At 57.0% G+C, this 24,266-nt stretch carries 22 protein-coding genes; 11 read left to right on the top strand and 11 right to left on the bottom strand.

Features of this window, described 5'->3' with window-relative positions:
- Window positions 1-10: 10 nt before the first annotated feature.
- Together PCAL_RS01160 and PCAL_RS01155 are read right to left on the bottom strand one after the other, a co-directional pair.
- Window positions 11-1,024 (bottom strand): thiamine ABC transporter substrate-binding protein, encoded by a 1,014-nt coding sequence (locus tag PCAL_RS01160; protein ID WP_011848908.1) that lies wholly within the window; start codon window positions 1,022-1,024, stop codon window positions 11-13.
- Window positions 1,025-1,116: 92 nt separating this feature from the next.
- Complete coding sequence (locus PCAL_RS01155; RefSeq protein ID WP_011848907.1) at window positions 1,117-3,339, bottom strand: elongation factor EF-2; 2,223 nt, start codon at window positions 3,337-3,339, stop codon at window positions 1,117-1,119.
- Between the two features lie 141 nt (window positions 3,340-3,480).
- Between PCAL_RS01155 and PCAL_RS01150 the strand changes: the two genes are divergently transcribed.
- Entirely contained in the window at window positions 3,481-4,821 is a 1,341-nt protein-coding gene (locus PCAL_RS01150; protein ID WP_011848906.1) for a hypothetical protein, read from the top strand.
- Between the two features lie 16 nt (window positions 4,822-4,837).
- Here PCAL_RS01150 and PCAL_RS01145 read toward each other — a convergent pair whose 3' ends face one another.
- Window positions 4,838-5,152 carry a hypothetical protein gene (locus PCAL_RS01145; RefSeq protein WP_193322786.1) on the bottom strand — a complete coding sequence of 105 codons (315 nt, stop codon included), beginning with the start codon at window positions 5,150-5,152 and terminating at the stop codon, window positions 4,838-4,840.
- A 244-nt stretch (window positions 5,153-5,396) separates the two neighbouring features.
- Between PCAL_RS01145 and pdxS the strand changes: the two genes are divergently transcribed.
- The gene (gene pdxS, locus PCAL_RS01140; protein WP_011848904.1) at window positions 5,397-6,407 is read left to right on the top strand and encodes a pyridoxal 5'-phosphate synthase lyase subunit PdxS; all 1,011 of its coding nucleotides are present in this window, start codon (window positions 5,397-5,399) and stop codon (window positions 6,405-6,407) included.
- On the top strand, window positions 6,404-7,003 hold the full coding sequence (gene pdxT / locus PCAL_RS01135) for a pyridoxal 5'-phosphate synthase glutaminase subunit PdxT (RefSeq protein WP_011848903.1): 600 nt from the start codon (window positions 6,404-6,406) through the stop codon (window positions 7,001-7,003). Before pdxS ends, pdxT begins: the two co-directional genes overlap by 4 nt.
- Before the next feature lie 21 nt (window positions 7,004-7,024).
- Here the strand turns inward: pdxT and PCAL_RS01130 are convergent, their stop codons facing one another.
- A complete protein-coding gene (locus PCAL_RS01130; RefSeq protein ID WP_011848902.1) occupies window positions 7,025-9,043 on the bottom strand; it encodes a TRAP transporter permease in 2,019 nt (672 codons plus the stop codon).
- 80 nt (window positions 9,044-9,123) lie between these two features.
- On the opposite strand from PCAL_RS01130, the gene PCAL_RS01125 reads away from it, so the two are divergent.
- From PCAL_RS01125 to PCAL_RS01110, 4 genes are all read left to right on the top strand, one after another.
- On the top strand, window positions 9,124-10,218 hold the full coding sequence (locus PCAL_RS01125; RefSeq protein ID WP_193322785.1) for a TAXI family TRAP transporter solute-binding subunit: 1,095 nt from the start codon (window positions 9,124-9,126) through the stop codon (window positions 10,216-10,218).
- A 280-nt stretch (window positions 10,219-10,498) separates the two neighbouring features.
- Window positions 10,499-10,645, top strand: a complete 147-nt coding sequence (locus tag PCAL_RS01120; RefSeq protein ID WP_193322784.1) for a hypothetical protein — start codon at window positions 10,499-10,501, stop codon at window positions 10,643-10,645.
- Window positions 10,646-10,685: 40 nt separating this feature from the next.
- Window positions 10,686-11,867 carry a CaiB/BaiF CoA transferase family protein gene (locus PCAL_RS01115; RefSeq protein WP_011848900.1) on the top strand — a complete coding sequence of 394 codons (1,182 nt, stop codon included), beginning with the start codon at window positions 10,686-10,688 and terminating at the stop codon, window positions 11,865-11,867.
- A gap of 2 nt (window positions 11,868-11,869) precedes the next feature.
- Entirely contained in the window at window positions 11,870-12,559 is a 690-nt protein-coding gene (locus PCAL_RS01110) for a DUF72 domain-containing protein (protein WP_011848899.1), read from the top strand.
- On the opposite strand, the gene PCAL_RS01105 is transcribed toward PCAL_RS01110, so the two are convergent.
- Entirely contained in the window at window positions 12,546-14,315 is a 1,770-nt protein-coding gene (locus PCAL_RS01105; protein ID WP_011848898.1) for an aldehyde ferredoxin oxidoreductase family protein, read from the bottom strand. The two genes, PCAL_RS01110 and PCAL_RS01105, sit on opposite strands and share 14 nt — an antisense overlap.
- A 61-nt stretch (window positions 14,316-14,376) precedes the next feature.
- On the opposite strand from PCAL_RS01105, the gene PCAL_RS01100 reads away from it, so the two are divergent.
- Window positions 14,377-15,153 carry a carbon-nitrogen hydrolase family protein gene (locus tag PCAL_RS01100; RefSeq protein ID WP_011848897.1) on the top strand — a complete coding sequence of 259 codons (777 nt, stop codon included), beginning with the start codon at window positions 14,377-14,379 and terminating at the stop codon, window positions 15,151-15,153.
- Here the strand turns inward: PCAL_RS01100 and PCAL_RS01095 are convergent.
- The 4 genes from PCAL_RS01095 to PCAL_RS01080 are packed head-to-tail and all read right to left on the bottom strand — an operon-like array spanning window position 15,132 to window position 18,306.
- Entirely contained in the window at window positions 15,132-15,944 is an 813-nt protein-coding gene (locus tag PCAL_RS01095; RefSeq protein WP_011848896.1) for a 7-cyano-7-deazaguanine synthase, read from the bottom strand. The two genes, PCAL_RS01100 and PCAL_RS01095, sit on opposite strands and share 22 nt — an antisense overlap.
- Window positions 15,945-15,955: 11 nt before the next feature.
- Window positions 15,956-16,372 carry a CBS domain-containing protein gene (locus PCAL_RS01090; RefSeq protein ID WP_011848895.1) on the bottom strand — a complete coding sequence of 139 codons (417 nt, stop codon included), beginning with the start codon at window positions 16,370-16,372 and terminating at the stop codon, window positions 15,956-15,958.
- Between the two features lie 27 nt (window positions 16,373-16,399).
- Window positions 16,400-17,092: a phosphoribosyltransferase family protein gene (locus PCAL_RS01085; protein ID WP_011848894.1), complete on the bottom strand. Its 693-nt coding sequence runs from the start codon at window positions 17,090-17,092 to the stop codon at window positions 16,400-16,402.
- Window positions 17,089-18,306 carry an acyl-CoA dehydrogenase family protein gene (locus tag PCAL_RS01080; RefSeq protein WP_011848893.1) on the bottom strand — a complete coding sequence of 406 codons (1,218 nt, stop codon included), beginning with the start codon at window positions 18,304-18,306 and terminating at the stop codon, window positions 17,089-17,091. The genes PCAL_RS01085 and PCAL_RS01080 overlap by 4 nt, the downstream gene beginning before the upstream one ends.
- Window positions 18,307-18,338: 32 nt before the next feature.
- Here PCAL_RS01080 and PCAL_RS01075 point away from each other — a divergent pair, with 32 nt between their 5' ends.
- On the top strand, window positions 18,339-18,944 hold the full coding sequence (locus PCAL_RS01075) for a hypothetical protein (RefSeq protein WP_011848892.1): 606 nt from the start codon (window positions 18,339-18,341) through the stop codon (window positions 18,942-18,944).
- A gap of 125 nt (window positions 18,945-19,069) precedes the next feature.
- Here PCAL_RS01075 and PCAL_RS01070 read toward each other — a convergent pair whose 3' ends face one another.
- On the bottom strand, window positions 19,070-19,786 hold the full coding sequence (locus PCAL_RS01070) for a hypothetical protein (protein WP_011848891.1): 717 nt from the start codon (window positions 19,784-19,786) through the stop codon (window positions 19,070-19,072).
- Between the two features lie 191 nt (window positions 19,787-19,977).
- Here PCAL_RS01070 and PCAL_RS01065 point away from each other — a divergent pair, with 191 nt between their 5' ends.
- Window positions 19,978-20,520, top strand: a complete 543-nt coding sequence (locus PCAL_RS01065; protein ID WP_011848890.1) for a hypothetical protein — start codon at window positions 19,978-19,980, stop codon at window positions 20,518-20,520.
- A gap of 68 nt (window positions 20,521-20,588) precedes the next feature.
- Complete coding sequence (locus PCAL_RS01060) at window positions 20,589-21,158, top strand: PIN domain-containing protein (protein ID WP_011848889.1); 570 nt, start codon at window positions 20,589-20,591, stop codon at window positions 21,156-21,158.
- A 202-nt stretch (window positions 21,159-21,360) separates the two neighbouring features.
- Here the strand turns inward: PCAL_RS01060 and PCAL_RS01055 are convergent, their stop codons facing one another.
- Complete coding sequence (locus PCAL_RS01055) at window positions 21,361-24,030, bottom strand: hypothetical protein (protein WP_193322783.1); 2,670 nt, start codon at window positions 24,028-24,030, stop codon at window positions 21,361-21,363.
- Window positions 24,031-24,266: the final 236 nt, after the last annotated feature.

The following is a 24,266-nucleotide window of genomic DNA, read 5'->3' as shown; positions in this document are numbered from 1 at the left end:
AGGAGTGGGATTACCCGGAGGCTATCTCTCTCTGCCATCTAAGTCTCCACTCGTCGGCCTTAGACCCCAGGGCGGGGTTGTACACCACAACTGTCTGAGGCTGGGGCAACCCCTTGTTGTTTTCCACCACGGCGTCTGGGCGGACTGGCAACATATAGTTGTAGGGATCGACCAAGTCCTGCCCCTCCTTGCTCAAGGCAAATTTTACAAACTCCACAGCGAGGTCGCGGTTCTTGGCGTTCTTCAACACAGCCACCCCCTCTCTGTACAAAAACGCACTGTACGTGGCGGCCCTCATATGAGGCGTGCCTGGGTCAATGGCGTGGCTGTACCAGGAGAGGGCAATGACCACGTCCCCCCTCTTCAGGGCGTTCCTTAGCGAGGTAAAGCCGCTGGGGTACCCCACCTTGGCTATTTGCCCGGCGAGCTGCTTCAAGAAGCGCCATCCCTCCTCCTCGCCCTTGACAGACATAATCCACGACAAGACGGCGAGGCCCGTCCCCGACTGCACGGGGTTGGGATAGGCGATAAGCCCCTTGTACTCAGGCTTTAACAAGTCGTCGAGGGTCTGCGGCGGCGGTAGGCCGAGCTTGGCCAAGGCGGACTCGTTGTAGACAATGCCTATGTATGACTTGTCCAGGGGGTATACACAGCCGTGGGGGTCCCAAAACTCCTCTGCCGGGACGCCCTCCACCTTTAGCCCAGGGCAGTACAAGACCCCCTGTTCGATGAGCACGGTGTAGTAGAACTCCGGCACACCGATGGCCACGTCCCAAGGCGGGTTGTCCTTGGCGCGCACAAGCTCGTTCACCATCTCCACCGCGCCGCCCAGGGGCACAAAGGTGGCGTTGACGCCGTACTTCTCGCTGAACTTTTTCGCAAGCGCCTTCCCCAAGTCGCTGATCCCAGCCGGGCCGACGATGACAAGCCTCTTTGGCGGCTGTTGAAGGGATTGAAGAGCCAAAAAGGCCACTATCAACACGGCGACGACTATGAGCGTTGCCAATAAGGCCCTTATTGACATGGCATAACAAAAAATTTCTATTTAAAACAGTTCTGCCAAAAGGGTGATGAAACGGCCGTGACGCGAGAGGTGAAGAGGTGTTTCTAAGCTGACTAAAAAGCCTCAACGAAGTCCGTGGGCTTCGGTATCTCCTCCTTCAGCCCCTTCTTCTTCCGGAGCTGTTTTACGAAGTCCGCGAGCATGGACTCTGGGTACGGCGCCCACCTGGAGAACTGCATTGACCAGAAGATCTTCCCAGCCGCAGCGGCGCGGAGCTCGTCGCTTATTGTGAAAGACTCCAACACGGGCAGTTCGGCCCTTAGAAACGCCATGTACTCCTGCTGCGTCATGTCGAGGATTTTACCCCTGTGCTTGTTTATCACAGACGTAACCGCGCCGATATAGTCGGGGGCCACCTTGATGTCTAGCCTAACCAGCGGCTCCAATATAGTGGGCCTGGCGGAGAGGAAGGCGGCGAAGATGGCGTTCTTTGTCGCCGGCATAATCTGCGCCGGTCCGCGGTGGGCAGGGTCTTCGTGCACCACCGCGTCCACCAAGACGACTTTTACGCCTCTTATGGGCTCCTGCGCCAGCGGCCCGGCCTCCATGGCCCACCTAAAGCCCTGTATGATGTAGTCCCTAATCTCTCTCAAGTACTGGATACCGGTGGTCTTGTCCACAATTACGTTGAAGTACCTGTCGTCGATGGCCCAGACTCCCCTGGCCTCGTCTGTGTCCCAGCCGGCCTTCTCTCTGAGGATCTTCGCCCTCTCCCTGGGGTCTTGCTCCTCTGTGATCTCCCTCGTGGCGATCAGCTCGACGGTGGTCTCGTCGAGGGGCTCGACGTAGAAGTAGAGGCGGTTGTGCTTATTCGGCGACTTGCCCTCCCAGACCTGCGACCTCTCTCTCACCGTTTCTCTGAAGCGTATCAACGGCGGCGACACTGAGAACTCAACCTTAGTCCTCTCCTTGAGCAACCACGTTGCTATCTCCAAGTGGAGGGTGCCAACGCCCGATAGGAGTATTTGCCCAGTCTCCTGGTCAATCTTGAGGTCGAGGGTGGGGTCTTCGATTACCAAGTCCTTCAAAGCCTCGACGAGGCGGGCCAACTCGGCGGGGTTCTTGGGCTCGATAGCCACGGTCACCACGGGCTCAGATATGTACCTCATCCTCTCGAAGGGCGGTATATCCGCGAGAGAGGGCGTGACGAGGGTGTCGCCTGCCCTCGCCTCGTCTACGCCCATGAGCGCCACTATGTTGCCCGCGGGCATATAGGGGACGATGATCCTCGTGGGGCCCATGTAGATGTAGGTCTGGAGAACCTTCTTCTTCATCTTCCTGCCAATTATGTAGATCTCGTCGCCCTCCCTAATTGTGCCAGAGAAGACGCGGCCCGTGGCAATTAAGCCGGCGTGCGGGTCCTTGTTAACCTTGCTCACCGCGATGACTGTGGGGCCGTTTGGATCAGCCTCGAGGAGGGCCTTGCCCACCTCGCTGTTCAAGTCGCCGCGCCAAAGCCTGGGAATTCTATACTTCTGCGCCACGTTCGGCGGAGGCACGTGCTCAATGATCATAGTGAGGAGGGTCTTGTACAAGGGGAACTCCTCAGCAAGCTTGTCCACATAGCCCTTCTCATAGGCGTCCACAATGTTGCTGAACTTAATCCCAGCCTTCTGCGCCATGGGGATCGTGATGCCCCACTTGTGCAACGCCGAGCCCATCGCCATCTGGCCCTTCCCGGGGTCAATCTTCCACTTGTCTTTAAACTCAGGCGGGGCAAACATGTCGATCAACGCGTTGAAGTCTTTGACAATTGACAATATCCGCTGCTGTATCTCCTGAGGCGAGAGCCTGAGCTCCTTGATAAGGCGGTCGATCTTATTTATAAAGAGGACAGGCCTCACGTACTCCTCCAGAGCCTGCCTCACCACAGTCTCCGTCTGCGTCATAACCCCCTCCACGGCGTCCACTACCACAAGCCCCCCATCCATGACCCTCAGCGACCTAGTGACGTGGCCAGTGAAGTCCACGTGGCCCGGCGTATCGACGAAGTTGATCAAGTAGGGCTTACCCCCATACTCGAAGTACAGCGAGATGTTAGCCGCCTTAACCGTCATCTGGCGCAACTGCTCAATAGGCACGTAGTCCATCGCCAAGGCCTTACCCGCCACCTTAGGCGACAGAAGGCCAGCACCCATGAGCAGAGAGTCGGTGGTTGTGGTCTTCCCGTGGTCCACATGCGCCAAAGTGCCCGCGTTCCTAATCTGCGCCGGGTTCCTCGCAATAGCCAGAATCTCATCCAACTGCTTCTCCACAATCCTGACAGCAGACGACATGAGCCCCCCACACCCACACATATATAAACTTTTAACATAACTACTCCCCGCACCTGAGCCCCACAGCAAATTTAGGCAACAACCAAAAATTCTTTAGGCAATTGTACAACGAAAGAAAAAAAACGCTACAGAAAGTGACCTATGGTTACGAGAAGAAAATTCCTCACCTGGGGTATCCTGGGCCTATCTGCCGCCGTGGGTGGGGGCTTGGCGTGGAAGCTCTTAACAGAAGGAGGCGAGGCGGCGGACAGTAGCCCCGTGAGAGAGAAGAGCGCCTGGTTCGAGGCCTTGGCGGAGGAGCCCTCAGACGACAAGGTAGTCCTAGAGTTCGTAGACGAGGCAGATAACCCCGTGGACTTCACGGCCTTCCTCCTATGGGAGCCCGACGGCGAGGTGGAGGAAGTGGCCATACGCGGGGGGAGGCTGGAGCTCGACAAGAAGCGAGTAAAAGAGCGCGTAGACAGGTGGAGGGACTGGCTAAAGGAGAGGGACCAGCCCCTAGAGACCGAGAACACCCTCTTCGCAGTGCTTCCAACCTCGCTCACAGCTGAGTTCCTCCCCTACGCCGACATCGTCGCTAAGCCCAAGCTTAAGAACAAAAAGTACAAAATCCACGGACAGCAGAAGAAGCAGAACAAGTCTTCGTACTTCGCAACATGCCCAGAGGCGAAAGTAGTTTACGTTTCGGACATTAACTTAAGCAACTACGTCCCCGCAGTGGCGTTGAGGGACACGTCAAGCAAAGCATTTGGAGAGTATATAGACTTCTCTTACATTGTCAACGGAAGCGCCCTCAAGTTTAACGTATACGGGGGCTTGTCGCTGGGCTTTGGAACACAGATGAGGATAACTGGCGAACAGAGCTGGAGTACTGGCAACCTCAACATAGAGGGCGGCAGAACATATATCTTTAAGGGCTTAGACGAGTCAGCTGCAATAATGTTCTATTCAACTATTTGGAGGTACATAGTATACGACGTCTACGATTTAAACACATGCGGAGTAGTTGACGAGAGAGCAGACTTATACCTACTCAACCTTGGTTTTGAAAACGGGAGCATCGCCCTGAGGTCCGTGGGCAATCTGCCAGCAGAGATCTTCAGCTCTACCCAGATAAGCGAGAGTAGGTATTTACAAGGGATAGACGGAAAGGGCGGTGATGCAAATATGCTAAGATGGGTCGACATGCTCGTTAATGAGCCCTTAATAGACGTAAGCGGAAGCATCCACGTGGGAGGCTGGCCTGTGGGAGGCATTATCAATAAGCTGGGTTATCCCTACTCAGAGCTGATAAAACGACTTCACGTTGGCTTCGGCTTCCAGGTATATGGAGGAAAAGCCAACTACGTCTCCACTGTGGTAACCGACGCAAATGCCGGTGTCTCTTACATCTTAGGCATTCACAGAGCTAGTTACACCCACTACCTAAAGGACTACGTCTTCCGGCCCCTCAACATCATGGGCACCCTGCTAGACTCCTAGCCCCGCCTGCACGGTGTCAGTCGCGCTCGACCGTTTTAACTCCGACCTTAAGGCCCCTGGGCAACAGCTGGTTGTCCAACACCACTAGGTCGGCCCCCCGGACGAGCTCCTCCAGCCTAGCCGCCAGCTTTGCCTCACCCGTGTAGTGGAACGCTGTGTACCTCACCTCAGCCGCGGCTTGAATGAGGGCGAGGATGGCCTCCGGCCTACCCCTCCTAACCACGTCGCGCCACTTCAGCTCCCCGCCTACGCGCAACATCTTCTTAATGCACTCTACGAGGTGTCTGCCCAGCTCTAGGTGGGACACGCCGGGCCACGGCTGAAACGCCACAGCCCCAAGCGCCACGCAGTGTCAGAAGGACTTTGCCCCACTCTCGTCTACGAAGTCTATCACAAGGCTTTTAAAGATGAGCAAAGTTCTTATGTGTGAGGTAGGCGGATGTGTCCCCCCAGAAAGGGGAGGGAATCCGCCGCCGATGGCCCTGGGGCCCGTGGAGATGTCCCCCCGGAATGGGGAGGGAATCTGCGGGCTCCGCGGCGCGATAACGTTTTTATAGGGCGCACATTGTTCACATATGTCAATTGTCCCCGCTGTGGTGGAATTGGAAAAGATTAGGGACTTCTTCTACAGGCTGGCGGAGGCGAGGGATAGGCTGAGGGAGGCCGGCTTTAGGCACCCGGCGGAGGTGCCCTTGGCGGTGGGGACTCCCCTGGTCAAGTTGGGCTTTATCGCAATGCTCAGGAGGGGGGTTATCATGGATGTTACAAACGTGGAGCAGGCACAAGTGGCTGAGGAGGCCGGGGCAGTGGGAGTCATGGTGCTCGACAAGTTGCCCTACGACGTTAGGAAGGCCGGAGGCGTGGCCAGAATGGCCGACCTAAAGATAATTGAGGAGGTGATGGACGCCATAACTATCCCCGTCTCGGCCAAGGTGAGGATTGGCCACTTCTACGAGGCCGTCCTCTTGGAGCAGATAGGCGTCGACCTGATAGACGAGTCGGAGGTCTTGACTCCCGTGGATGAGCAACACCACATTAACAAATGGCTGTTTAAGACGCCCTTTGTAAACGGGGCGAGGGAGCTGTGCGAGGCGCTGAGGAGGATCTCTGAGGGTGCGTCAATGATTAGGAGCAAGGGGGAGGCGGGGACGGGGAACGTGGCTGAGGCAGTGAAGCACTTCAAGGCCATATACGGCGCGGTGAGGGACCTTACGGCGCATAGAGACGACGAGGAGTACCTCAGGGACTACGCCAGGCGGTGCCAAGTCCCCCTCGAGGTCGTGAAGCTGACGGCGGACATGGGGAGAGTGCCAGTCATCACCTTCGCGGCTGGGGGCATAGCCACGCCGGCGGACGCGGCGTTTATGATGTGGCTGGGGGCAGACGGCGTCTTCGTGGGCTCGGGCATATTCAAGAGCCAAGACCCCGAGAGGAGGGCCGAAGCCATAGTCTTGGCCACGGCGTATTGGGACGACCCCGAGGCGGTGGCCGAGGCGCAGAAGATGGTGAGCGAAAAGGCGTCAATGATGGGTATAGACATAAGGGCGCTGAAGCCGGAGGAGCTCCTCCAGACCCGCGGAGTATGAAAATTGGCATATTGGCCCTCCAGGGAGACGTAGAGGAGCACCGCTACGCCCTAGAGAAGGCCGCGGCAGAGCTGGGGCTCTCTGTGAAGGTGGTGGAGGTGAAAAATGCGCAAGACCTCGCGGATATCTCGACGCTTATTTTAACCGGCGGAGAGTCCACCACAATAGGCAAACTCGCCAAGGCCAAGGGGCTTGAAGACAACATTAAAAAGGCGACGTTGCCCATCCTCGCCACTTGCGCCGGGCTGATATACTTAGCCAAGGAGGCCGTGGACAGGAGGGTAGGCAAGACCAGGCAGAGCCTCCTCGGCCTCTTAGACGTATCTGTGGTTAGAAACGCCTTTGGACGCCAGCGGGAGTCCTTTCAGACAGAGCTGGAGGTGAGGGGCTTTGGGAAAGTCAACGCCGTGTTCATAAGGGCGCCCGCGGTGGTGAAGATAGGCCCCTCTGTGGAGCCCCTGGCCTCCCTGCGGCACGTCGACTACGGCGAAGTTTACGCCGCGGTGAGGCAAGGCTCGGTCTTAGCCACGGCCTTCCACCCGGAGCTCACAACTACGGCGTTTCACAAGTGGCTCATAAGAGAGGCAAAGAGGTAGGTGGGTTTGCTCGAAGTCTTCCTAATACCTCAGCCTTAGTATTGCTAGAGCCAGGGCGAAGGAGGCTAGGTTTACTAGTTCGTTGGGTATTATCATGGCGATGCCCAGCGCCGCTATTATGAGCCTGGCAACTAGGGGTAGCGGCTTTCTGTAAAATCCGGCGTTTGCGATTGAGAGTAGCCAGACCCCGGCGGCCACCGCGGCCACTCTCACGCCTATTAAGTAGGCCGCCGTCAGCGGAGGCGATGTTAAAAGTATTGGCAAAACATAGATAGCGGCGGCATTGTAGGATATTAGGGAGAGAGGTGGGAAGAAGTACTTAGCCGCGGCTACGGATATGGCCCTAATGCCCACTCTTATGGGCCTAAGGCCAAAGACCCCGGCGGCGGCGTAGGTGGACAGGCCTGTAAATGGGTCTATGTCTGCCATCATGGCGTAGTAGAAGAGGAACATGTGCGTTGCTAGAGTTGCGACAATAGTGGGGACCCCCGAGACCTCGGCAAGCTTTATCAAAGCGGGCGCCAGGAGCACTGACGACAAGACGTAAGCCGCCGTCGGCGTCATGCCAAGCGAAATTATGAGCGTGAAAACTGAGGCAAATAGGATCGCCACCAGCAAGTTATTGGCAACTATATTGAGGAGCGCTTGTGAGAAAGTGTTGGCAAGGCCCGAGAGCACTACCATGCTCATCATGACGTTGGCCATGGCGATGGATGTCCCAATAGGCGCAAGAGACAAAATGCCCTCGGCCAAGCCGCTCCAAATACGCGTAGCCCTAGGCCTAAACGAGGGAAGGGCTAAGGCCATGCCAATTGTGAAAAATATGGCCACGGTAACCGACAGCCTAACGGAAAATCCAAGCGCTATGAGTGCTACAATAAGGGCGATGGGGGCAAATACGTAGTACTTCAACCCGCTTACCTCCACTTCCACAGGCCTCAAATTCGCAGCCTTTGCATAATACCTGTTGTAGGAGGCAATAGACCAGGCGTAGAGGAGCGCTGGGACTATCGCCATTACTATCACCCAGAGGTATGGAATGCCGAGGATCTCCACCATGATAAACGCGGCGGAGCCCATGATCGGCGGGGTAATTATCGCCAAAGTACCCGCGTTGGCAACGAGGCCAGCGGCCACATAGGGGCTATAGCCTGCCCTCTTGAATAAGTCTTTAAAAGTGCCGCCTATGAACGCAGTGTCGGCGGCGCCGGAGCCAGACACCATGCCCATCATAACTCCTGCGGCCACTACGGCGTTTCCCACGCCCCAAGGCCTCTTGCCAATGAACTTCATGGCAATTCTAGCTACCTCTTCTCCAAACCCCAAGGCGGCTAGGAGGGCGGTGAAAATCATGAAGTAGGCTATGTACATAACTGAGACGTTTGTAACTATGCCCCACAGCGCCGCCTCGGTCTCTATGTATATCTTTGCTATAATCAGGTCTAGAGGCAGGCCCGGAGAGGCCCATTGACCTGGCAGAGAAGAGCCGTACCGCGTGTACAGCATGAAGACATATACAAGGCCGGGTAGTACAGGCCCTATAAACCTATACACTAGCCCAGCCACTAGGAGAAGCTCAATCCATCCCATCAGTACGTCAAGGGGGTATGGCGTAATAGCCCGGTATATGAGCTCTTGATAGTTGACAACTATGTAGATGTAGGGAGCTAACGCGGCTACTCCAAGCGCCGCGGCGACGTACCTAATGCACACCGGCATAAAAGCCAAAAGCCAAACAGCAACGGCAGATACAAACAGCGGCAGTGGAAGTATGTAAAAAAGCTCAAATAAGAAAGGCAAGGTAAGTAGATAAAGCACAATCCCACTTAATCTAAACCTGTACTGCAGGGGAATAGCAGCAAGTCTCAGATACCCCACTATGAGGAGGAAAAATATGTGAGTAGCTCTCACGAGCTGAGTATAGTCAAAAATTGGAACTCCATGTAGAAAATAGGGGTATATAACCAGGGCTAGTTGGTATAAAGCGCCCAAAATAGCTAGAACCTTAACTATCAAAGCTAAATTAAAGGCATACTTCATGTATCTCTAGAACAGAGTCCTATATATACATTAAATAGGCATAGCGGCAACATTTAAATATGAAATTAATACAACGTTCTATGGATAAAAAAGTCGGCATATTAATAGCAATCGTAGTGGTAATTATCGCCGCAGTATTAGCCGTATGGCTCGCGTCGACGCCTCCCCCCACTACCACTCCCAAGCCCGCCACTCCATCTCCAACCACTACAACTACACAGCCCACCACCACGCAGGCTCCCACAGTCTCCAGAATAACCATAGCCACAGGCGGAATTGGCGGGGTCTACTACTACTACGGGTCCATAATTGCCTCTATTTTGAACAATTACACAGACATTAGAGCTAACGCAATACAGACGGCGGCCTCTATTGACAATCTTTTGCTAATTAGAGACCGCGGCGTGGAGTACTGCGCCACTACGTTGCCCGACAGCGCATATCTAGCGTACACAGGCCAGCATCCAAAATTCGCCAATAAGACGGCGCCGATAGCCATTCTATGGGCCATGTACCCCAACTACCTCCACATAGTCACAAAGGCCTCCACGGGCATTAAGACGATATACGACCTGAAAGGGAAGAGAGTCTCCACAGGCGCGCCAGGTAGCGGCACTGAGGTAAATGCGCTATCTGTTCTACAACTGGTCGGCATAGACCCGGCAAAAGACTTCGCCAAGTGGGAAAAACTAGGTGTACAGGAAAGCGCTAAGGCGCTTGCAGACGGAACAATAGACGCATTCTTCTGGTCGGGCGGACTGCCCACAGGCAGCATAGTCGAGCTAAGTGCGCTTCTAAAACAGCGGGGAGACCAAATTGTGCTAATCTCCATCCCCGACGACGTGATAAAGGCCTACGCAGAGAAATACCCCGGCGTCGCGGCTAGGGGTGTAATACCCGCGAGCGTATACGGCGCGCCTCAAGACGCCGTGACACTGGCATATTGGAACTTCTTCGTATGTCACAAAGACCTACCGGCAGACGTGGCCTACAAGATTACAAAAGCCGTATTCGAACACTTAGACATACTCCAGAAGTCCGTGGCGGCGGCCAAAGACACTAACCTAAAGAATGCGCTAATAGCGCTAGGCGGCAAAATCCCCTACCACCAAGGCGCCTTGAAATACTTCTGCGAAGCAGGGCTGCAACAAGCTTGTCAAGCATTATCAAAGTGATTACCAAACAACTCTTATAGTTAAGCAATTATTTTTTAAAAATAAACTTATTTCATTAATTGTTATATTTACGCCTAACATTGTGCAAAACGATAAAGTGTCTGCAGAAGCTGTGCCCATAGACCAGCCCTGGCTATAGTATTCCACAACCGCGTCACTGCCACCTATTGAGAGATTGTAAAACCTGTGGCACACTCGCCCAGTGATAACCACAGGCTGGTCAAATACAGAATGCGTAAACGAAATTTTGAGAACCGAGCCGCATGGCACAATTAGAAACGTGGAATTTACTTCAAGCACTGTAAAATTGAACAACGCCACTATGACTAGGGCAAGCACCGCAGACATAGATATTACAACCAACGGCGACCACTCCGCCGCCCTATCTCCGCCGCGGGTCATACCTACTCCCCACGCCTATTCTTAAAATACGTCAACACAATTTATAGAACATAAAATTCATACATATGCCTATCTACCCGCTGAAGGGGGTTAGAGTTGTGGACTTGACCTCTGCCATGGCGGGCCCTTTTGCCACAATGTTGTTGGCGGACTTAGGCGCAGATGTTGTTAAAGTGGAGCCGCCCGAGGGGGACCACGCCAGAGATTGGGGGCCGCCTTTCTACGCCGAGAAGTACAGCGCCTACTTTGCCTCAATTAATAGGGGGAAGAGGTCTATTGTTATAAATCTAAAAGAGGAAAAGGGGAGAGAGGTCTTGTACAGACTTGTAAAAAGCTCTAGGGTCTTCATAGAGTCTTTTAGGCCCGGCGTGGCAGAGAAGTTGGGCATAGACTACAGGACGATCTCTAAGATAAACCCCGACATAATTTACTGCTCTATCAGTGGATTTGGCCAATACGGCCCCTACAGAGACCTCCCTGGCTATGACCTCATAGCCTTGGCCATGAGTGGGCTAATGGATTTAACAGGGGAGCCGGATAGGCCGCCTGTAAAATTCGCCGTGCCTATAACCGACATAGTGACTGGCATGTACTGCGTAATTGCGATACTGTCTCACCTCTACGCCGGAGTCGGCGGATACATCGACATGGCTCTTCTGGATAGCGCGATTTCGCTTCTAACCCACCAGGCGGGGTACTACTTTGCCTCAGGCAAAGACCCCCAGAGGATGGGGAGCGCACACCCCACAATTGTCCCCTACCAAGCGTTTAAGGCCAGAGACGGGTACTTCATACTCGCCGTGGGAAACGACCACCTCTGGAAAATGTTCTGCGAGGCGATAGGGAGGAGAGATTTGGCAGAGGACGAGAGGTTTAAGACAAACTACGACAGAGTAAAAAACCGAGACCTGCTAATCCCCCTACTCGAGGAGATCTTTTCCAAAGAAGATGTGGCCTATTGGGTTGAGAGGTTGAGAAAGGCGGGCGTCCCCGTCGCGCCTGTATACAAGGTAAGCCAAGTGGTCCAAGACCCACACGTTAAGGCAAGAGGCATGGTCGTAGAGACGGAACACAGAGAGATTGGAAAAATATTGACGTTGGCAAATCCCATAAAAGCCACGGCCATAGACGTGGGCAACTACACACCGCCTCCCAAGCTGGGGGAACACACTGAGGAGGTGTTAAAAGAGCTGGGGTATACCGAGGGGGAGATCGCAGAGCTGAAAAAGAGGGGGGCTGTGGCGTAGCCGTGGAAGTATATGTCGGCACCTCGGGCTGGCTCTACTCGTGGAACTTGGGCAAGTCGCTTAAGTGGTACGTGGAAAACTCGGGCCTCAACGCAGTTGAGCTAAACGCAAGCTTTTACCGCTACCCCACGCCGAGGCAGGTGGCCCAGTGGGCAGAGGTGGGAAAGACGCTGAGGTGGGCGGTGAAGGTCCACCGCGGCGTCACTCACCTCGGCCGCCTCTCGGATAGGGCTGTGGAGAGGCTGGGCAACTTCCTCAGCCTCTTCAAGCCCCTCGACCCCCTAGTGGACTTCTACCTCTTTCAGCTACCCCCCACCTTTCGGCCCAGCGGCGAAAACATGCGCAGAGTGGAGGCGGTGGCGGCCCTCTTGGGGAGGCGCGCGGCCGTGGAGTTTAGGCACCCCGGCTGGTTTACCGAGGCCACGGCTAAGTGGGCCGAGAGGGCGGGCTTCGTGGCTGTGTCTGTGGACTCCCCGGAGGCGTCTTGGATAGTGGCCACGGGGGGCGTGGTGTACTTGAGGATGCACGGGCGCACCTTCTGGTACTCCCACTACTACGACGAGGAGGAGCTCCGTGAGGTGGCCAGGCGCATCGTAGAGACGGGGGCCGAGCGGGTCTACGTCTTTTTCAACAACGACCACGCCATGTTGGAAAACGCCAGGGCAATGGCGTCGATTCTCAGAGGCCTTTAAGCGCCTCTTCCCCTGGAATTCCCTCCTTGTCCCAGCCTCTCAGCTCGTAGTACTTCTCCAACGCTTTTTCAAACTCGGCTGGGTCAATGGAGTATTCAACACCTTCAAATTTGACAGGCCTAAGCCAGGGCTTTGGCAAAAGGTCAGCCCTCTTGTCCACCCCCATTTTAACATTTATCAACCTAGTCAATGTGACAATCCTCGCCCCAGCCTCCGCAACCTCTCTCCCAGTGTAGTCAAACCCAGTAACGGCTCTAAGCGCCTCGGCAATTACGTCGAAGGTGTAGACGCTCCGCCCAAATTTACACAGGGGGGCCGAGTCCATCACGGCGCCGAGGTTTTCAAACTCAATAATTGCCCGGACCTTCTCCTCAGAGAGACTCAGCCTTCCCCCCGCCCTCCCAGCTATGTCAATGGCATACGCCATAGTGCCCAAGTGGTCTGCCCCCCGCCCAGCCACCGCAAAGCCGAGGGCCATTCCCCTAAGAGTCCGCGGGTCGTACCCAGCGGGCTCTAGCCCCTTCACGTGGACGGCCTCGTCTAATGCTCCAATCCTCTCGGCGAAGGCCCTGACCCCCTCCGCCAGCAAGTCCCCAACCCCCCTCCTATAGGCAATGTCTAACACAAGCCTCTCCACCCCCTCGCAGTCGCCCCACCCCACGCCGAGGCTTATAGCCCCCCTCTCGGCCATACGTATGGCGAAGCCCACCACGTTTCCAAGGGAGATGGTGTCCATGCCCAGCCTATCCGCCAAGTCGTTCAACCTGATTATACAGTCTAAGTCTGTGATGCCCAACAAGCTACCCAAGGCGTATATCGTCTCATACTCCAAGTCCACTCTAACGCCGAACTTCTTAGACTCCACAAGCCTGTGGCAGGCGGCTGGGCAGTGCAGACAGGCCCCCGGCCCCAAGAAGTAGCCCGCCCTAATGCTAGGCCAGGCAATCTTCTCCCACCCCTCTATAGTGACCTCAGCCCAGTACTTCGAGGGGAGAAAGCCCGTGGAGGCGGCCACTTCCACAAGCCTGGGGGTGCCCCCCTCTCTGTACGCCCTTATCCCCGCGTCTTCTACAAACCTTTTGACAAACCTCCTGGCAAACTCCCTAAACTCCTCTGGGCGGGCCACCTCCACCTCCCGCCTCACTGGCAGAAATACCACCGCCTTAACCCGCTTAAAGCCTAGGACAGCCCCTCCCCCAGTTCTGCCAAACTGGCGCCAGTATTCGTGGTTTATAGAGGCGAATTTTACCAAGTTCTCCCCCGCCGGGCCAATGGCCAACACCGCCGCATCTCTCCCGTGGTCCCTCTTCAAGACCTCCTCTGTCTCAATGGCGTCTCTGCCCCATATGTGCGACGCGTCTCTTATCTCCACCCCGTCACCCCTCACCACTAGGTACACGGGCCTCTCAGCCCTGCCGACGATCATCAGTGCGTCGACGCCGGCGTACTTCATGACAGAGCCCAACGTCCCGCCCACGTTAGACCCGCCCAATATGCCAGTGAGAGGAGACCTAAAGGCTGCCCAAGCCCTAGTGGTCATTGGAAGCATACTGCCAGCCAGGGGTCCCGTGGCGAAGACAATTGCGTTATCTCCCGATAGGGGGTCAAAACGCCAAATGCCGTACTGGTACAAAAGCCAGTTGGCCAACCCCTTGCCCCCAATAAGCCGACGCGCCACGCCCACCTCCAACGGCTCTACAACCACCTTGCCACTAGACAAATCCACCTTCACCAACCTATTTGAATAGCCGTACACACAGTAGAGCAAGAGCTAGTATAAATACCTTAAGAATATAAAGGGCCACTTTCCGTGGAGCATGTTTAAGCTTGGGATTGCGCAAATTGGCCCCGGGGCGGTAGACACAGTGGCGAAAATGGCTGCGGGGAGTGAGCCAGACTTAATACTGCTCCCCGAGTACTCGAACTTTGACCCCACCGGCCTGCCCCCCGAGGAGGTCTACCAACGCGCCGATGAGTTGCAGACCTTCGCCGACAAGCTCGCCCGCATTGCCGCAGAGGCGGGGGCCTACGTAGCGGGGGCCTTCCTCGAGAGGGGGCCAAAGCCCAAGGTCTACAACACGACCCTCCTCGTGGATCCAAGCGGCAAAGTCCGCGGCCTCTACAGAAAGACCCACCTATTCGACGCCTATGAGTACAGAGAGTCCGCGTTTGTGGAGCCCGGCGGAGAGCTTTCGCCGGTGTACGAGGTCAAGGGGGCCAGGGTCGCCTTCGCCGTGTGCTTCGAGCTCCGGTTCCCCGAGGTCTTCAGAGAGCTTGCCCTCGCCAGCGCGCAGATCGCCCTAGTGCCCGCGGCGTGGTACGCGGGGCCGCTCAAGGAGGAGACGCTCCACGTCTTGGCTAGGGCCAGGGCCATTGAAAACGGCATGTACGTGGCCGTGGCCGCGCTCTACGGCCAGCGCTTCACTGGCAGATCCCTCGTCGTGAACCCATTCGGCGTCGTGGAGGCCGAGCTGGGCGTAGGCGAGCGGTACAGGGTCGTGGAGCTCGACCTCTCGCTCGTGGAAAAGGCAAGGGAGACTGTGCCCACTCTGCGCCTCCGCAGGCCCCAGCTCTACAAGCGACTCTGCCGGTGAGTGCAGCTCACGTGGATGTAGAAGTTGCCCCTTTTCTCAAACCCGTCGCCAGGCGGCGAGAGGTAGGCAGTGCAGTCGGGGAGGCCCGCCTCCAGGAAGGCCCTGTGTCTATTCCTACAGCTCTCACACCTCCCGCAGTGCGCCTCGTCGGAGAGGTAGCACGACCAAGTCTCATACACCAAGTTGCCCACCTCGTCGTAGCAGAGCTTCAACAGCTGAGACTTGCGCAACCCCTCCCTCGAGGGAGTCCACAGCTCCACGTCTCTCTCGCCGCGGAAGTGGCATATCCTAAACGCCGCCTGCAACGCCTCGAAGCACTCGGGGCTACAGTCGGGGTAGAGGGGCTCCCACGTGTCCTCCCTCGGCCTTATGTCATCGTAGTGAGAGCCGAGGATGACGTACACCTTTGCCCCAGACACCGCCCTCAGAGTGTAGGCATAAGCCGTGGCCACGGCGGCCATAACCACGTTCCTAATGGGGACAACCACCGTGGGCGCGTACTCGCGCTCCACCGCCACCCCCGCGTCCGTGAGCTGAGTGCCCCTCCACAGCTCCCCAAGGGAGGACAAGTCCACCACCTTGTGCTCCACCACACGGCCCCAGCCCCGCTTAGCCGCAAGCTCGTCCAGCCTCTTCAACACCGCCTGGGCCTTCTCCACCTCCACAGCCCCCTTCTGGCCGTAGAGGAAGGACAGGGCGTGGACGTCGCACCCCCGCTTCATCCACAGCGCTGTGTAGCAAGTGGAGTCAGGCCCCCCGGACACCACTGCGACAGCCTTGCACTTAGCCATGGCGCCTCTGCCTAAGGCGTCGCTGGCGCCTCCCGGGCCGCCAGCTCGAGCAGGGCGGCTCTCTCGAAGCATATGTCTCTTATGGACAAGACTCCCACCAGCCTGCCCTCCTTGTCCACAACTACGACGTGTCTTATGTTGTGGGCCCTCATCTTCTCCGCCGCCACGTAGACCGGGTCTGTGTCTAACACAGTTATGGGCCTGTTGGCAATAGACATAGCAGGCCCGTCTAGGTCCAGCCTCTGCGCCACCGCCCTAAGCACGTCGCGCTCCGACACCACCGCCACAGGCCTCTTCGGGTCGTCCTTTGACACCAGGACGAGGAGGCCCACGCGGTTTTGAGAAAGCGCAGTCGCCACATCTCTAATAGTGGCAGACTCGGGCAGAGTGACCGGGGGCCTTTTGAGCACGTCTGACACTGTGATCATATGTAAATACACGCCCCCCTTTTAAAGTTAGTAGGTGTACAACACGTCGACGGGGAAGTCCACGCCTGCGCTGAAGCCGCTCTTAGCCACTAGCACAGAGGCGCCCACCACCACGGCCCCCGCCCTGGCCGCCAGCTCCGCCAGAGCCCTAAGAGTGCGGCCCGTCCTAGCTATGTCGTCTATGATGAGCACTCTGTCCCTCCGCCTCAAGAGCGGCGAGGGGACATACAACGTGGCCGGCCTCCCCTCCCTGAGATATGTGTATTCGTAGTTCTCAACCCCAGGCTCCTTATACGTCTTAGCCACGACCAGCGGCGCCTCGAACCTAGACGCCGCGGCCACGGCGAGCGGGATGCCATCCACGGCGGCGGTCAAGACCTTGTCCACCTCCACACCGGCGAACCTACGCGCCAGGTACACCTCGTACAGCTGCCAAAACTCTGGGAGGTAGGCAAAGGACATGTCCACATACGACTCGTAAACCTTCACCTTGGCCCTCACCACCTCGGGCACTGGGTAGGCCTTCTCCAGCCTGGCCAACATCTCCTCCGCAGTGGCCACCGACGGCAACATGTCCCCAGTGGCGTACCGCGAGAGGACACTCTCGGGAATGTCGAGGAGGGCGGAGAGCTCTCTATACGTCACACCCAAAAGCTTTTTGACAGACTTCAGATACGCAACTGCGTCTAGCTGTACCCTCAGCCCCTCTACCCTCTTCACACAAACTCTCTCCCAACGACGTTTCTGGCAATGATCAACTTCATTATGTTCTCAGCCCCCTCAGCCCCCACGTAGTAGGACAGTACGCCCAGGAGGGCCCTCGCCACGTTCGTCTCCTTGAAGTACGAGGCGCCGCCAAACCACTTCATGACCTCCAACGCCACCTCCACCGCCAGCGGAACCGCCAAGAGCTTAGCCACAGCCCCCGCAGTCGCCACGTCTTGCACAGTAAAAGCCGAGTCCCCCCTGTAGAACCTATCCGCAACCCACGCCGCCTTGTACACCGCCAGCTGAGCCGCCTGAAGCCTCGCATACAGCTCGGCAAACCTGAAGCTGACCGCCTGGTACGAGGCTATGGGCCTCCCAAACACCACCCTCTGCCTAATCCACTCCAGCCCCCTATCGAGGAGCCAGCGCGCCGCGCCCACAGACGCAGCGCCGATGACTGTACGGGCCAGGTTGAACCCCTCCATCGCCACCTTAAACCCGCCGTTCAGCTCCCCAAGCATAAACACCTCCTCCACGGGCAGGCCCTCTAGGGTCAAGTACCCCGTGGGCAAGCCGTGTCTGCCAATCTCGTCCCAGTCCCTATGCGTAAACCCGGGGGTGACCCTCCCCCTCCTCTTCAACAACGCCAAAAACGTGGTAATCCCCCTGTGCTTGTCCTCCACCCTCCCCGTCCTCGTAATAGCCACCACCCCCCCGCCGTACGGGAGATTCAAAATCGTAGCCACGCCAGTGACCATGTTCTTCTCCCCGTAGAGCTTCCACAAGTCGCCCTCCTTCACCGCCTTCGTGACCACAGAAGCCACGTCGCTGCCCCCCTGCGGCTCCGTGGACCCAATGCCCACAAACGCCCGCCCCCTGGCCACCTCCGGCAGAACCTCCTCCTTCGCCTCCTCTCTCCCATACCGCTGAACCATGTACGGCCACGCAGTCTCCAAAAGCACGTACACCGGCACAGCCAGCGAGGGGTCGGCATAGGCCAACTCCTCCACAGCCAAAGCCGCCTGGAGGAAGGTCCCATCCTGCCCGCCGTACTTAGAGCTGAGGGGAATCCCCAACAGCCCCGCCTCCCCCAGCCTAGCCGCCGCCTCCTCAATAGGCCACTTCCCCTCGTCCAAGTCAACCCACCTAGGCGCAATGACCCTCTCAGCGAAGCTTTTCACAGACTCGAGAAAAAGCCTATCCTCCCTAGACAGTTCGAAATCCATAAGCTACATAAAGCCACACATATTTATAGATAATGGAGTTCTACCTAACCGAAGACGGCGTCGCGATCTACCACAAGGGGAGGAGAATAGTCGCCCCAGTCCTATACCTAACCCCAACCCTCCACTACGTACAACACGTGGCCCCCCACGTGGCCAAGAGGCTGGCGGACATGGGCATCGACAAGTTCTACACCGACGACGAAGCCGCCGGCCGCATAATAGAGCTAGCCTGCGGCGGGAAGTGCCGATATGCGAAAGACGGGGCCGACATCGAGCAGGTAATGGAATACGCCTACTACAACTACCTCGCAGACAAGGTGGTCGCCGCCGCCATCCACGCAGACACCCTAGTCCTACCCTGCGCCGACAAGCCCCTCGCAAAGGCCCTAGCCAGGAGGGCCAGAGAGGCCATACCCGGCATCACCCTAATAGCCGCGGGGCGCGGCTGCCCAGACGCCGACCACCACCACGACCCCACCCCCCTCCAGACCCCCATACCCCTAGGCCCCACCTCAAGGGCAGTACTCGCCACGGCAATATGGGCCATAGACGAGGGGCTGGCAGAGGCCCCAGTAGCCCCCCTCCTAGACGCACAATGCACACAGTCAGCCCTCCAGGTGCCTATCACCCATCCATAGTGTCCCGAACCCTCATCACACAGGTACACCACACCCCCACAAATTTAAACATCCCACCACGCAGACCGCGGTCCCCCGCCAAACGCGTCCACCGCCCCCACAGCGGCGGCGAAGGCGCCCAGCCGCTACATCGCCGTCTCGTAGCCAGGCGGCTCTACCCTGTGCACCCCCGCCCGCATAGCCGCGACGTACTCACCTGGGGTCCACCTAAGCGCCAGGTAGAGCCCCGCCACGGAGGCCAGGAAACCCCACGCCAACGCCGCAAAGACAGAAGCCACAAGCGCAGAGCCGAGGGCAGCAATGGCCGACCACTTCTTCAGCCGCCCCCTCCACAGGAGGCGCCTCCCAGTTGCCCGGTCGACAACGGGCTCTGAGACAAAGCGCCTAAACAGCTGGACGGTGTCCGCGTAGGCCTTGCAGAGGGACACAGCGGCGTCGCCGGCGGGTCGGGAGCACACATGCGGAAGAGAGCCGACTAGCCTCCCCATCTCGGCCTCCACCTCGTCGTGGACGTCGAAAATGAGCCACTTCCTAGTCTTAACCGCCGCGTCCTGGAGGTAATGCGCCGCGCGGCCAAGGGCCCTCCCAGCGCTGTACAAGTCCCCCCTCGCCCTGTAAAAACACGCCAAGTTGTAGTAATACTCCACAAGCGCCCGGTGCAACTGGCCGTGGTGCCCCACCCGCCTAAAGTAGGAGCGCCTCCTCCCAGACACAAGCACCTTGTCGGGCACCTCGTCGGGCTCCACCACCCCCCGCAGAAGACCCCCAAGGAGCCCCTCCGGAAGCCCCACCTCCCGCGCCGCAAGCAACACAAGCGCCCTATGCACCCTCCAACTAGGCACAGAAAGAACTACACAGACAATAAAAATTGCGAGAGGAGGCGTTGCCCACAGGCGGCAGAGGGCCGCCCCCTCTCAAAGTGTACACATCGTTTAACTGAAGCAACGTGCCGACCCCTTCCGCAAGAGCCATCTTTACACCCCGCCGTGTAACATGGAAAAGAAATAAATTAAGGCAAAGCATTACCAATAACGTGTTAGCAGAGAGAAGCGTGGCGCTCGACGAGGTAGAAAAGACGATCGCCGCCATAGTACACTACTTCGGCAACGTCAGCCTCAGGCTGTTAAACAAGGCCTTCGCCTACGTCGCACTCAAGAGGCCAGAGCTGGCCCAACACGTCGTCGTGGGAGAACACGGCTACATCATCGAGGGCTGGCGGGAACGCCTCGCCAAGCTTGAGGCAGCGGGATTGGTGCACGTAGTGGGAGGCGGCAAGTGGCCAAGGATAGAGAAGGCCGGCTCATTCGAGATCCCAAGCGACCTCCTGCCAATTTTAGAGCGTGTGAAGAAGATAGTTGAAAAGTACGGCGTAGAGGGGCTCCGCCGCCTCGTAGAAAAGAAGACCCTCCTCAGCGGCGTCAAGTACGAGTTTATAGGCCACAAAATGACTGAGGTGCTGGAGTACGCGCGGCAAGTCCGCGAGGAAATCAAGCGGAACAGGGAGAGGTGCCCTGGGTGCCCCTCCGTCGAGGAGTTTCTACGGATAAGGAGGCGTCTAGAACATGTCAGCGACTAATTGGAATACTCTCTCACAATTTTTTCGAGTCTGCACTCAGGCTGGCAACTGAGAGGAGCCCCCTCCTATTGGACACCAGCATACTATATGCACTGTGCCCGCAGACGCCTAGAGACGCCACAATACGCAAGAGGATCATAGACCTCCTCCGAAAAAGCGACAAGGTGTATGTACCAGACTTGGCCCTCCTGGAGGCCCGGGAGGTCGCCCTCTCACGCGGAAAGTCTCACCAGGAGGCAATCAGATTGACCCAAGAGCTGTTTAAATGCGCCAATGAGGCAATCTTTCCACTGGGCGTGGGCGAGATTGAGGTTGTCGCTGTTGAGCCTGACGACCTTGCCTACGACCCCCACGTAGGGTTTTACGACGCCACTATTTTGACAATGGGCGCGAGGCGCGGCTTCTACGTCGTCACCGCGGAGCGGGACCTGCGCTACTTCTCCTTCGCCAGGGACGTCGGCGCAAAGGCCGTAAACGACTGCCTGTGGCGCCTCGCCAAGTACTACCACCACGCGGCGGAGAGACACGTGGGAAGCAGAGACCCCACCACCATCGTAAAGTGGATAAACGAACGCGGCCATAGAATTAGAAAGTGGGAAGAAAAATACGGCGAATGTATAGAGACAGTGGAAACGTAACGCCCCTACGCCTTCTACATCAACCGACTTCTGCCCACCGCCACGTGCACAATTCGCCACCCATCCCAGCGCAATTACGACGAAGGGGCGTCAGCCGCTCCCCCCAGCGTCTCACGCTTCTAAAAAGCGCTGTGAGCAACACCGACGCCCTCCAACAAAGCAACTCGCTGATAACAACAGACGGAGTTATCTGGTCTTTCGGTCAATGCCCCTTCCCCCTAGATCTCAACCTCACTACGACAAAGCCAATCACAGCCACAGCTACGGCTACTCCCAGTATTGTATAAAGCGTTGAATACGTGATGCGGGTTCCCCCTATGTCTATCCCAGCGGTGCCTGGCACAAGCACTTCAACTGTGGCGTATTGGCCGGGCTGTAGCACTGCCTGCGATGACGCCAGCTTGCCCAAGGCTGTGACAGTGACAGTGTACTGTCCTGCCAATACCTCTATGTCGCCGGGAGGCCTGGAAAAGCTCTGAGCCACTGGACCGCTCACCTCCACCGAAGTGACGTACTGGTCAATAGGCTTCCTATCGTCGTCTACGACGTATATCTTCAACCGCGCCGTGGGCACTTGCACCGCTGCAACGACATTTTGGCCAGGCGCCACCTCCACCTCCCTCGCAAACTCTCTCCCAAACGCCGTGGCCCTCACCATGTACCGCCCAGCAAGCACCTCAGCCGCGACGGAACCCTGCCCAGAGCCCACGCCCACCACCTCCACAGGCCAGTCGCTCCTCACATTGCCAAAGCCGTCCACTACCCGCGCCGTGAGACGGGCCGTGGGTATTTTCACAGCCACGGACATCTCCGGGCCCCTAGCCACAAACTTAGTCACGTTAGTGAAGCCAAGGCCCGACGCCTTGGCCGTATACACGGCACCATCCAACAGCTCAGCAGACACATAGCCCACACCCCTCGCCACGTTCTCGATCTCCACCGGCCAATCCCTCCTCTGCCCAAACCCATCCACGGCCAACACGGTTACCCTGGTAGTGTTCACCACCAGCCGCACCTCCCTTCTGTCCCCCTCCGCTGCTACTAACTGTTCCCTTGTAGCGGCCAACCCATCCGGCGCGAGGGCCGTGGTGACGACCTTGGCCACGTAGGGCTGGCCAAGCACAGAGGTACGCGGCACAACGACGGTGAGCGCGCCCCTCCCCTCGGCTAATTTGGCGCCTTGGTAGATCAACTGGACAGCCCAGTCACTCCTCGCGGCGCCCGTGGAGTCCACCGCAGAGACCTCCAGCCTAGTGAACAAGTTGCCGAAGTCAAGGCCGTTGGCTAAGTCCCTCGCCGTGCCAGAATAGGCGAGGTAGGCTCCACCACGCAGTACGAGAGTGGCGGAGCCAATGGAGAACTCTGTCACATAAACCTCCACTGGGTACGGCACATCCAGCGGCACGTCCCCCTCCACGGTTAAAACGCCGTTGGCAAGCTGGAAGTTGTATTTCACGTCTCTAGTTGAGCCGTCTATGAAGAGCACTCTCTTCAACACTAAGTAGCCTCTCAAGTCGGCCGGGCTTGTGGCAGGAAGGGAGTTGGCCAAACGCACCGTGACGGTGGCAACAAGCGAGGTGACATTGCCAACCCACACCAACCGCCCACTTCTGTCAAAGACGTAGACGACGTCAGGCGCCAGACCCCAAAACGACGCAACGCCGTCGGCCCCAGTGGAGTTGACAAGGGAATAGCTGTCGGTAACGCCTCTTACAACAAAGCCAGCAAGCGGGCGGCCAGAAGAGTCCACCACCTTGACCGTTGACACGACCGGCACGGCAAAAACCACGATCTCGGTATCCCTAGTGATCATCCCACCTTCTGTCCTAAAGCCGAGATCCAAGACGCCAGCCGCGTAGACATACCGCCCGTCAAAAGACGGTCTGCCGGGGGCGTAAACAGTAGTTAAGTTAAATATGCCAATACTAGAGGCAGGAAGATCTACTTGTTTAATTCTCTCCATTGTCTCCATATCTATTACTGAGTACACAAGTTGATGCATAGGAACTATCACTGTAGCATTTACATGCGCAAATGAGTATAGCCTATCTTTAATACATGTAATAAGACCACCACCGCTGTATCTTTTTATATAGTTGCCGCTTTTGTCATACTTAACAGTGGTCCTGTTGCCGCTAACGTAGGCGTTTCCCTCTCTGTCAAAGCATATACCGCCGAAAAATCCGGTGTAGCCTGGGAGTTGTATGAGCCTTTTGAGGTTTAGGTTTTTGTCTAGTATAGCTACGAGGGGGCGCTCTACTCCGCCGACTGTGTAATAGCCAACAGCCCACACATCCCCCGTGACTGGGTTTACGCCAACGTTGTATACATCGCTGTCCTCCCAGTTGGCGTCGTATATCTCCCTGTAGGCCACAAGGCTTAGGTCGGGGGCCCTCTTCTCTATATACCACACGGGCTTATACTGGCCACCGAAGTCTTTCCACACATACCCCCCGATGTAGAAGTACCCGTCCCAGTATATGATGTCTCTAAGGCCGGCATTGTTCACTTGAACTCTGTTTATCACGTTTAGGTTTCTGTCAAATACGTAGATTTGGTAATACTCATCTCGCTCCTCCACATATCCAGCCGCGTACAGACTGTCGCCTACGGCTATGCAGTTGATAAACCACCCGCTTCCTCTACTCCACATTTTTACCACTTCCCCGCTCTCTCTGTCCAACAGCGCAAGGAAGGGCGAGTCACCAGCCCTACCCACTATTACTAGGTAGTTTCCAAACAGGCAAGTGCCATAGCCCTTGTCTATTCCGCTTGTAGGATTGATATGTTTAGCCCACTTTATCTGCGCCGAGGCTACCGCCGACAGGAGTAGTAAGAAAGCCAGGACCAGTAGCAGTTTTGTCCGCCACATGGTAGTACCGAGCAACATTCTTTATAACCATTACCAACCGGTACTCGTACAGAGACCTCCTAAACTCTTTCGCGAGTTTCTCTAGCCGGGCCATGGCCGCCATCACGACTGCCCACTGAGGTTTGCCGCAGCGTCTTTTAGCCCCTGATCCACCCACGCCCCTTCAGCTTATCCACGTCGTCGGCCTTCTACCCTTACCCCAGCGCCACGGCTACCTGCATACCCCACCCACTACG

This window comes from Pyrobaculum calidifontis JCM 11548 (assembly GCF_000015805.1).
Classification (GTDB): domain Archaea; phylum Thermoproteota; class Thermoprotei; order Thermoproteales; family Thermoproteaceae; genus Pyrobaculum; species Pyrobaculum calidifontis.
The sequence above is the reverse complement of the archived record's forward strand: the minus strand, read 5'-3'. Positions and strand labels throughout refer to the sequence as shown.

What these genes read in the sequence shown, in the direction of transcription:
- PCAL_RS01155 (WP_011848907.1), bottom strand. Translation starts at nt 3,339, where the DNA reads ATGTCGTCTGCTGTCAGGATTGTGGAGAAGCAGTTGGATGAGATTCTG.
- PCAL_RS01150 (WP_011848906.1), top strand. Translation starts at nt 3,481, where the DNA reads ATGGTTACGAGAAGAAAATTCCTCACCTGGGGTATCCTGGGCCTATCT.
- PCAL_RS01055 (WP_193322783.1), bottom strand. Translation starts at nt 24,030, where the DNA reads ATGTGGCGGACAAAACTGCTACTGGTCCTGGCTTTCTTACTACTCCTG.
- PCAL_RS01130 (WP_011848902.1), bottom strand. Translation starts at nt 9,043, where the DNA reads ATGAAGTATGCCTTTAATTTAGCTTTGATAGTTAAGGTTCTAGCTATT.
- PCAL_RS01125 (WP_193322785.1), top strand. Translation starts at nt 9,124, where the DNA reads ATGGATAAAAAAGTCGGCATATTAATAGCAATCGTAGTGGTAATTATC.
- PCAL_RS01160 (WP_011848908.1), bottom strand. Translation starts at nt 1,024, where the DNA reads ATGTCAATAAGGGCCTTATTGGCAACGCTCATAGTCGTCGCCGTGTTG.
- PCAL_RS01075 (WP_011848892.1), top strand. Translation starts at nt 18,339, where the DNA reads ATGGAGTTCTACCTAACCGAAGACGGCGTCGCGATCTACCACAAGGGG.
- PCAL_RS01090 (WP_011848895.1), bottom strand. Translation starts at nt 16,372, where the DNA reads ATGATCACAGTGTCAGACGTGCTCAAAAGGCCCCCGGTCACTCTGCCC.
- pdxT (WP_011848903.1), top strand. Translation starts at nt 6,404, where the DNA reads ATGAAAATTGGCATATTGGCCCTCCAGGGAGACGTAGAGGAGCACCGC.
- PCAL_RS01080 (WP_011848893.1), bottom strand. Translation starts at nt 18,306, where the DNA reads ATGGATTTCGAACTGTCTAGGGAGGATAGGCTTTTTCTCGAGTCTGTG.
- PCAL_RS01100 (WP_011848897.1), top strand. Translation starts at nt 14,377, where the DNA reads ATGTTTAAGCTTGGGATTGCGCAAATTGGCCCCGGGGCGGTAGACACA.
- PCAL_RS01095 (WP_011848896.1), bottom strand. Translation starts at nt 15,944, where the DNA reads ATGGCTAAGTGCAAGGCTGTCGCAGTGGTGTCCGGGGGGCCTGACTCC.
- PCAL_RS01115 (WP_011848900.1), top strand. Translation starts at nt 10,686, where the DNA reads ATGCCTATCTACCCGCTGAAGGGGGTTAGAGTTGTGGACTTGACCTCT.
- pdxS (WP_011848904.1), top strand. Translation starts at nt 5,397, where the DNA reads ATGTCAATTGTCCCCGCTGTGGTGGAATTGGAAAAGATTAGGGACTTC.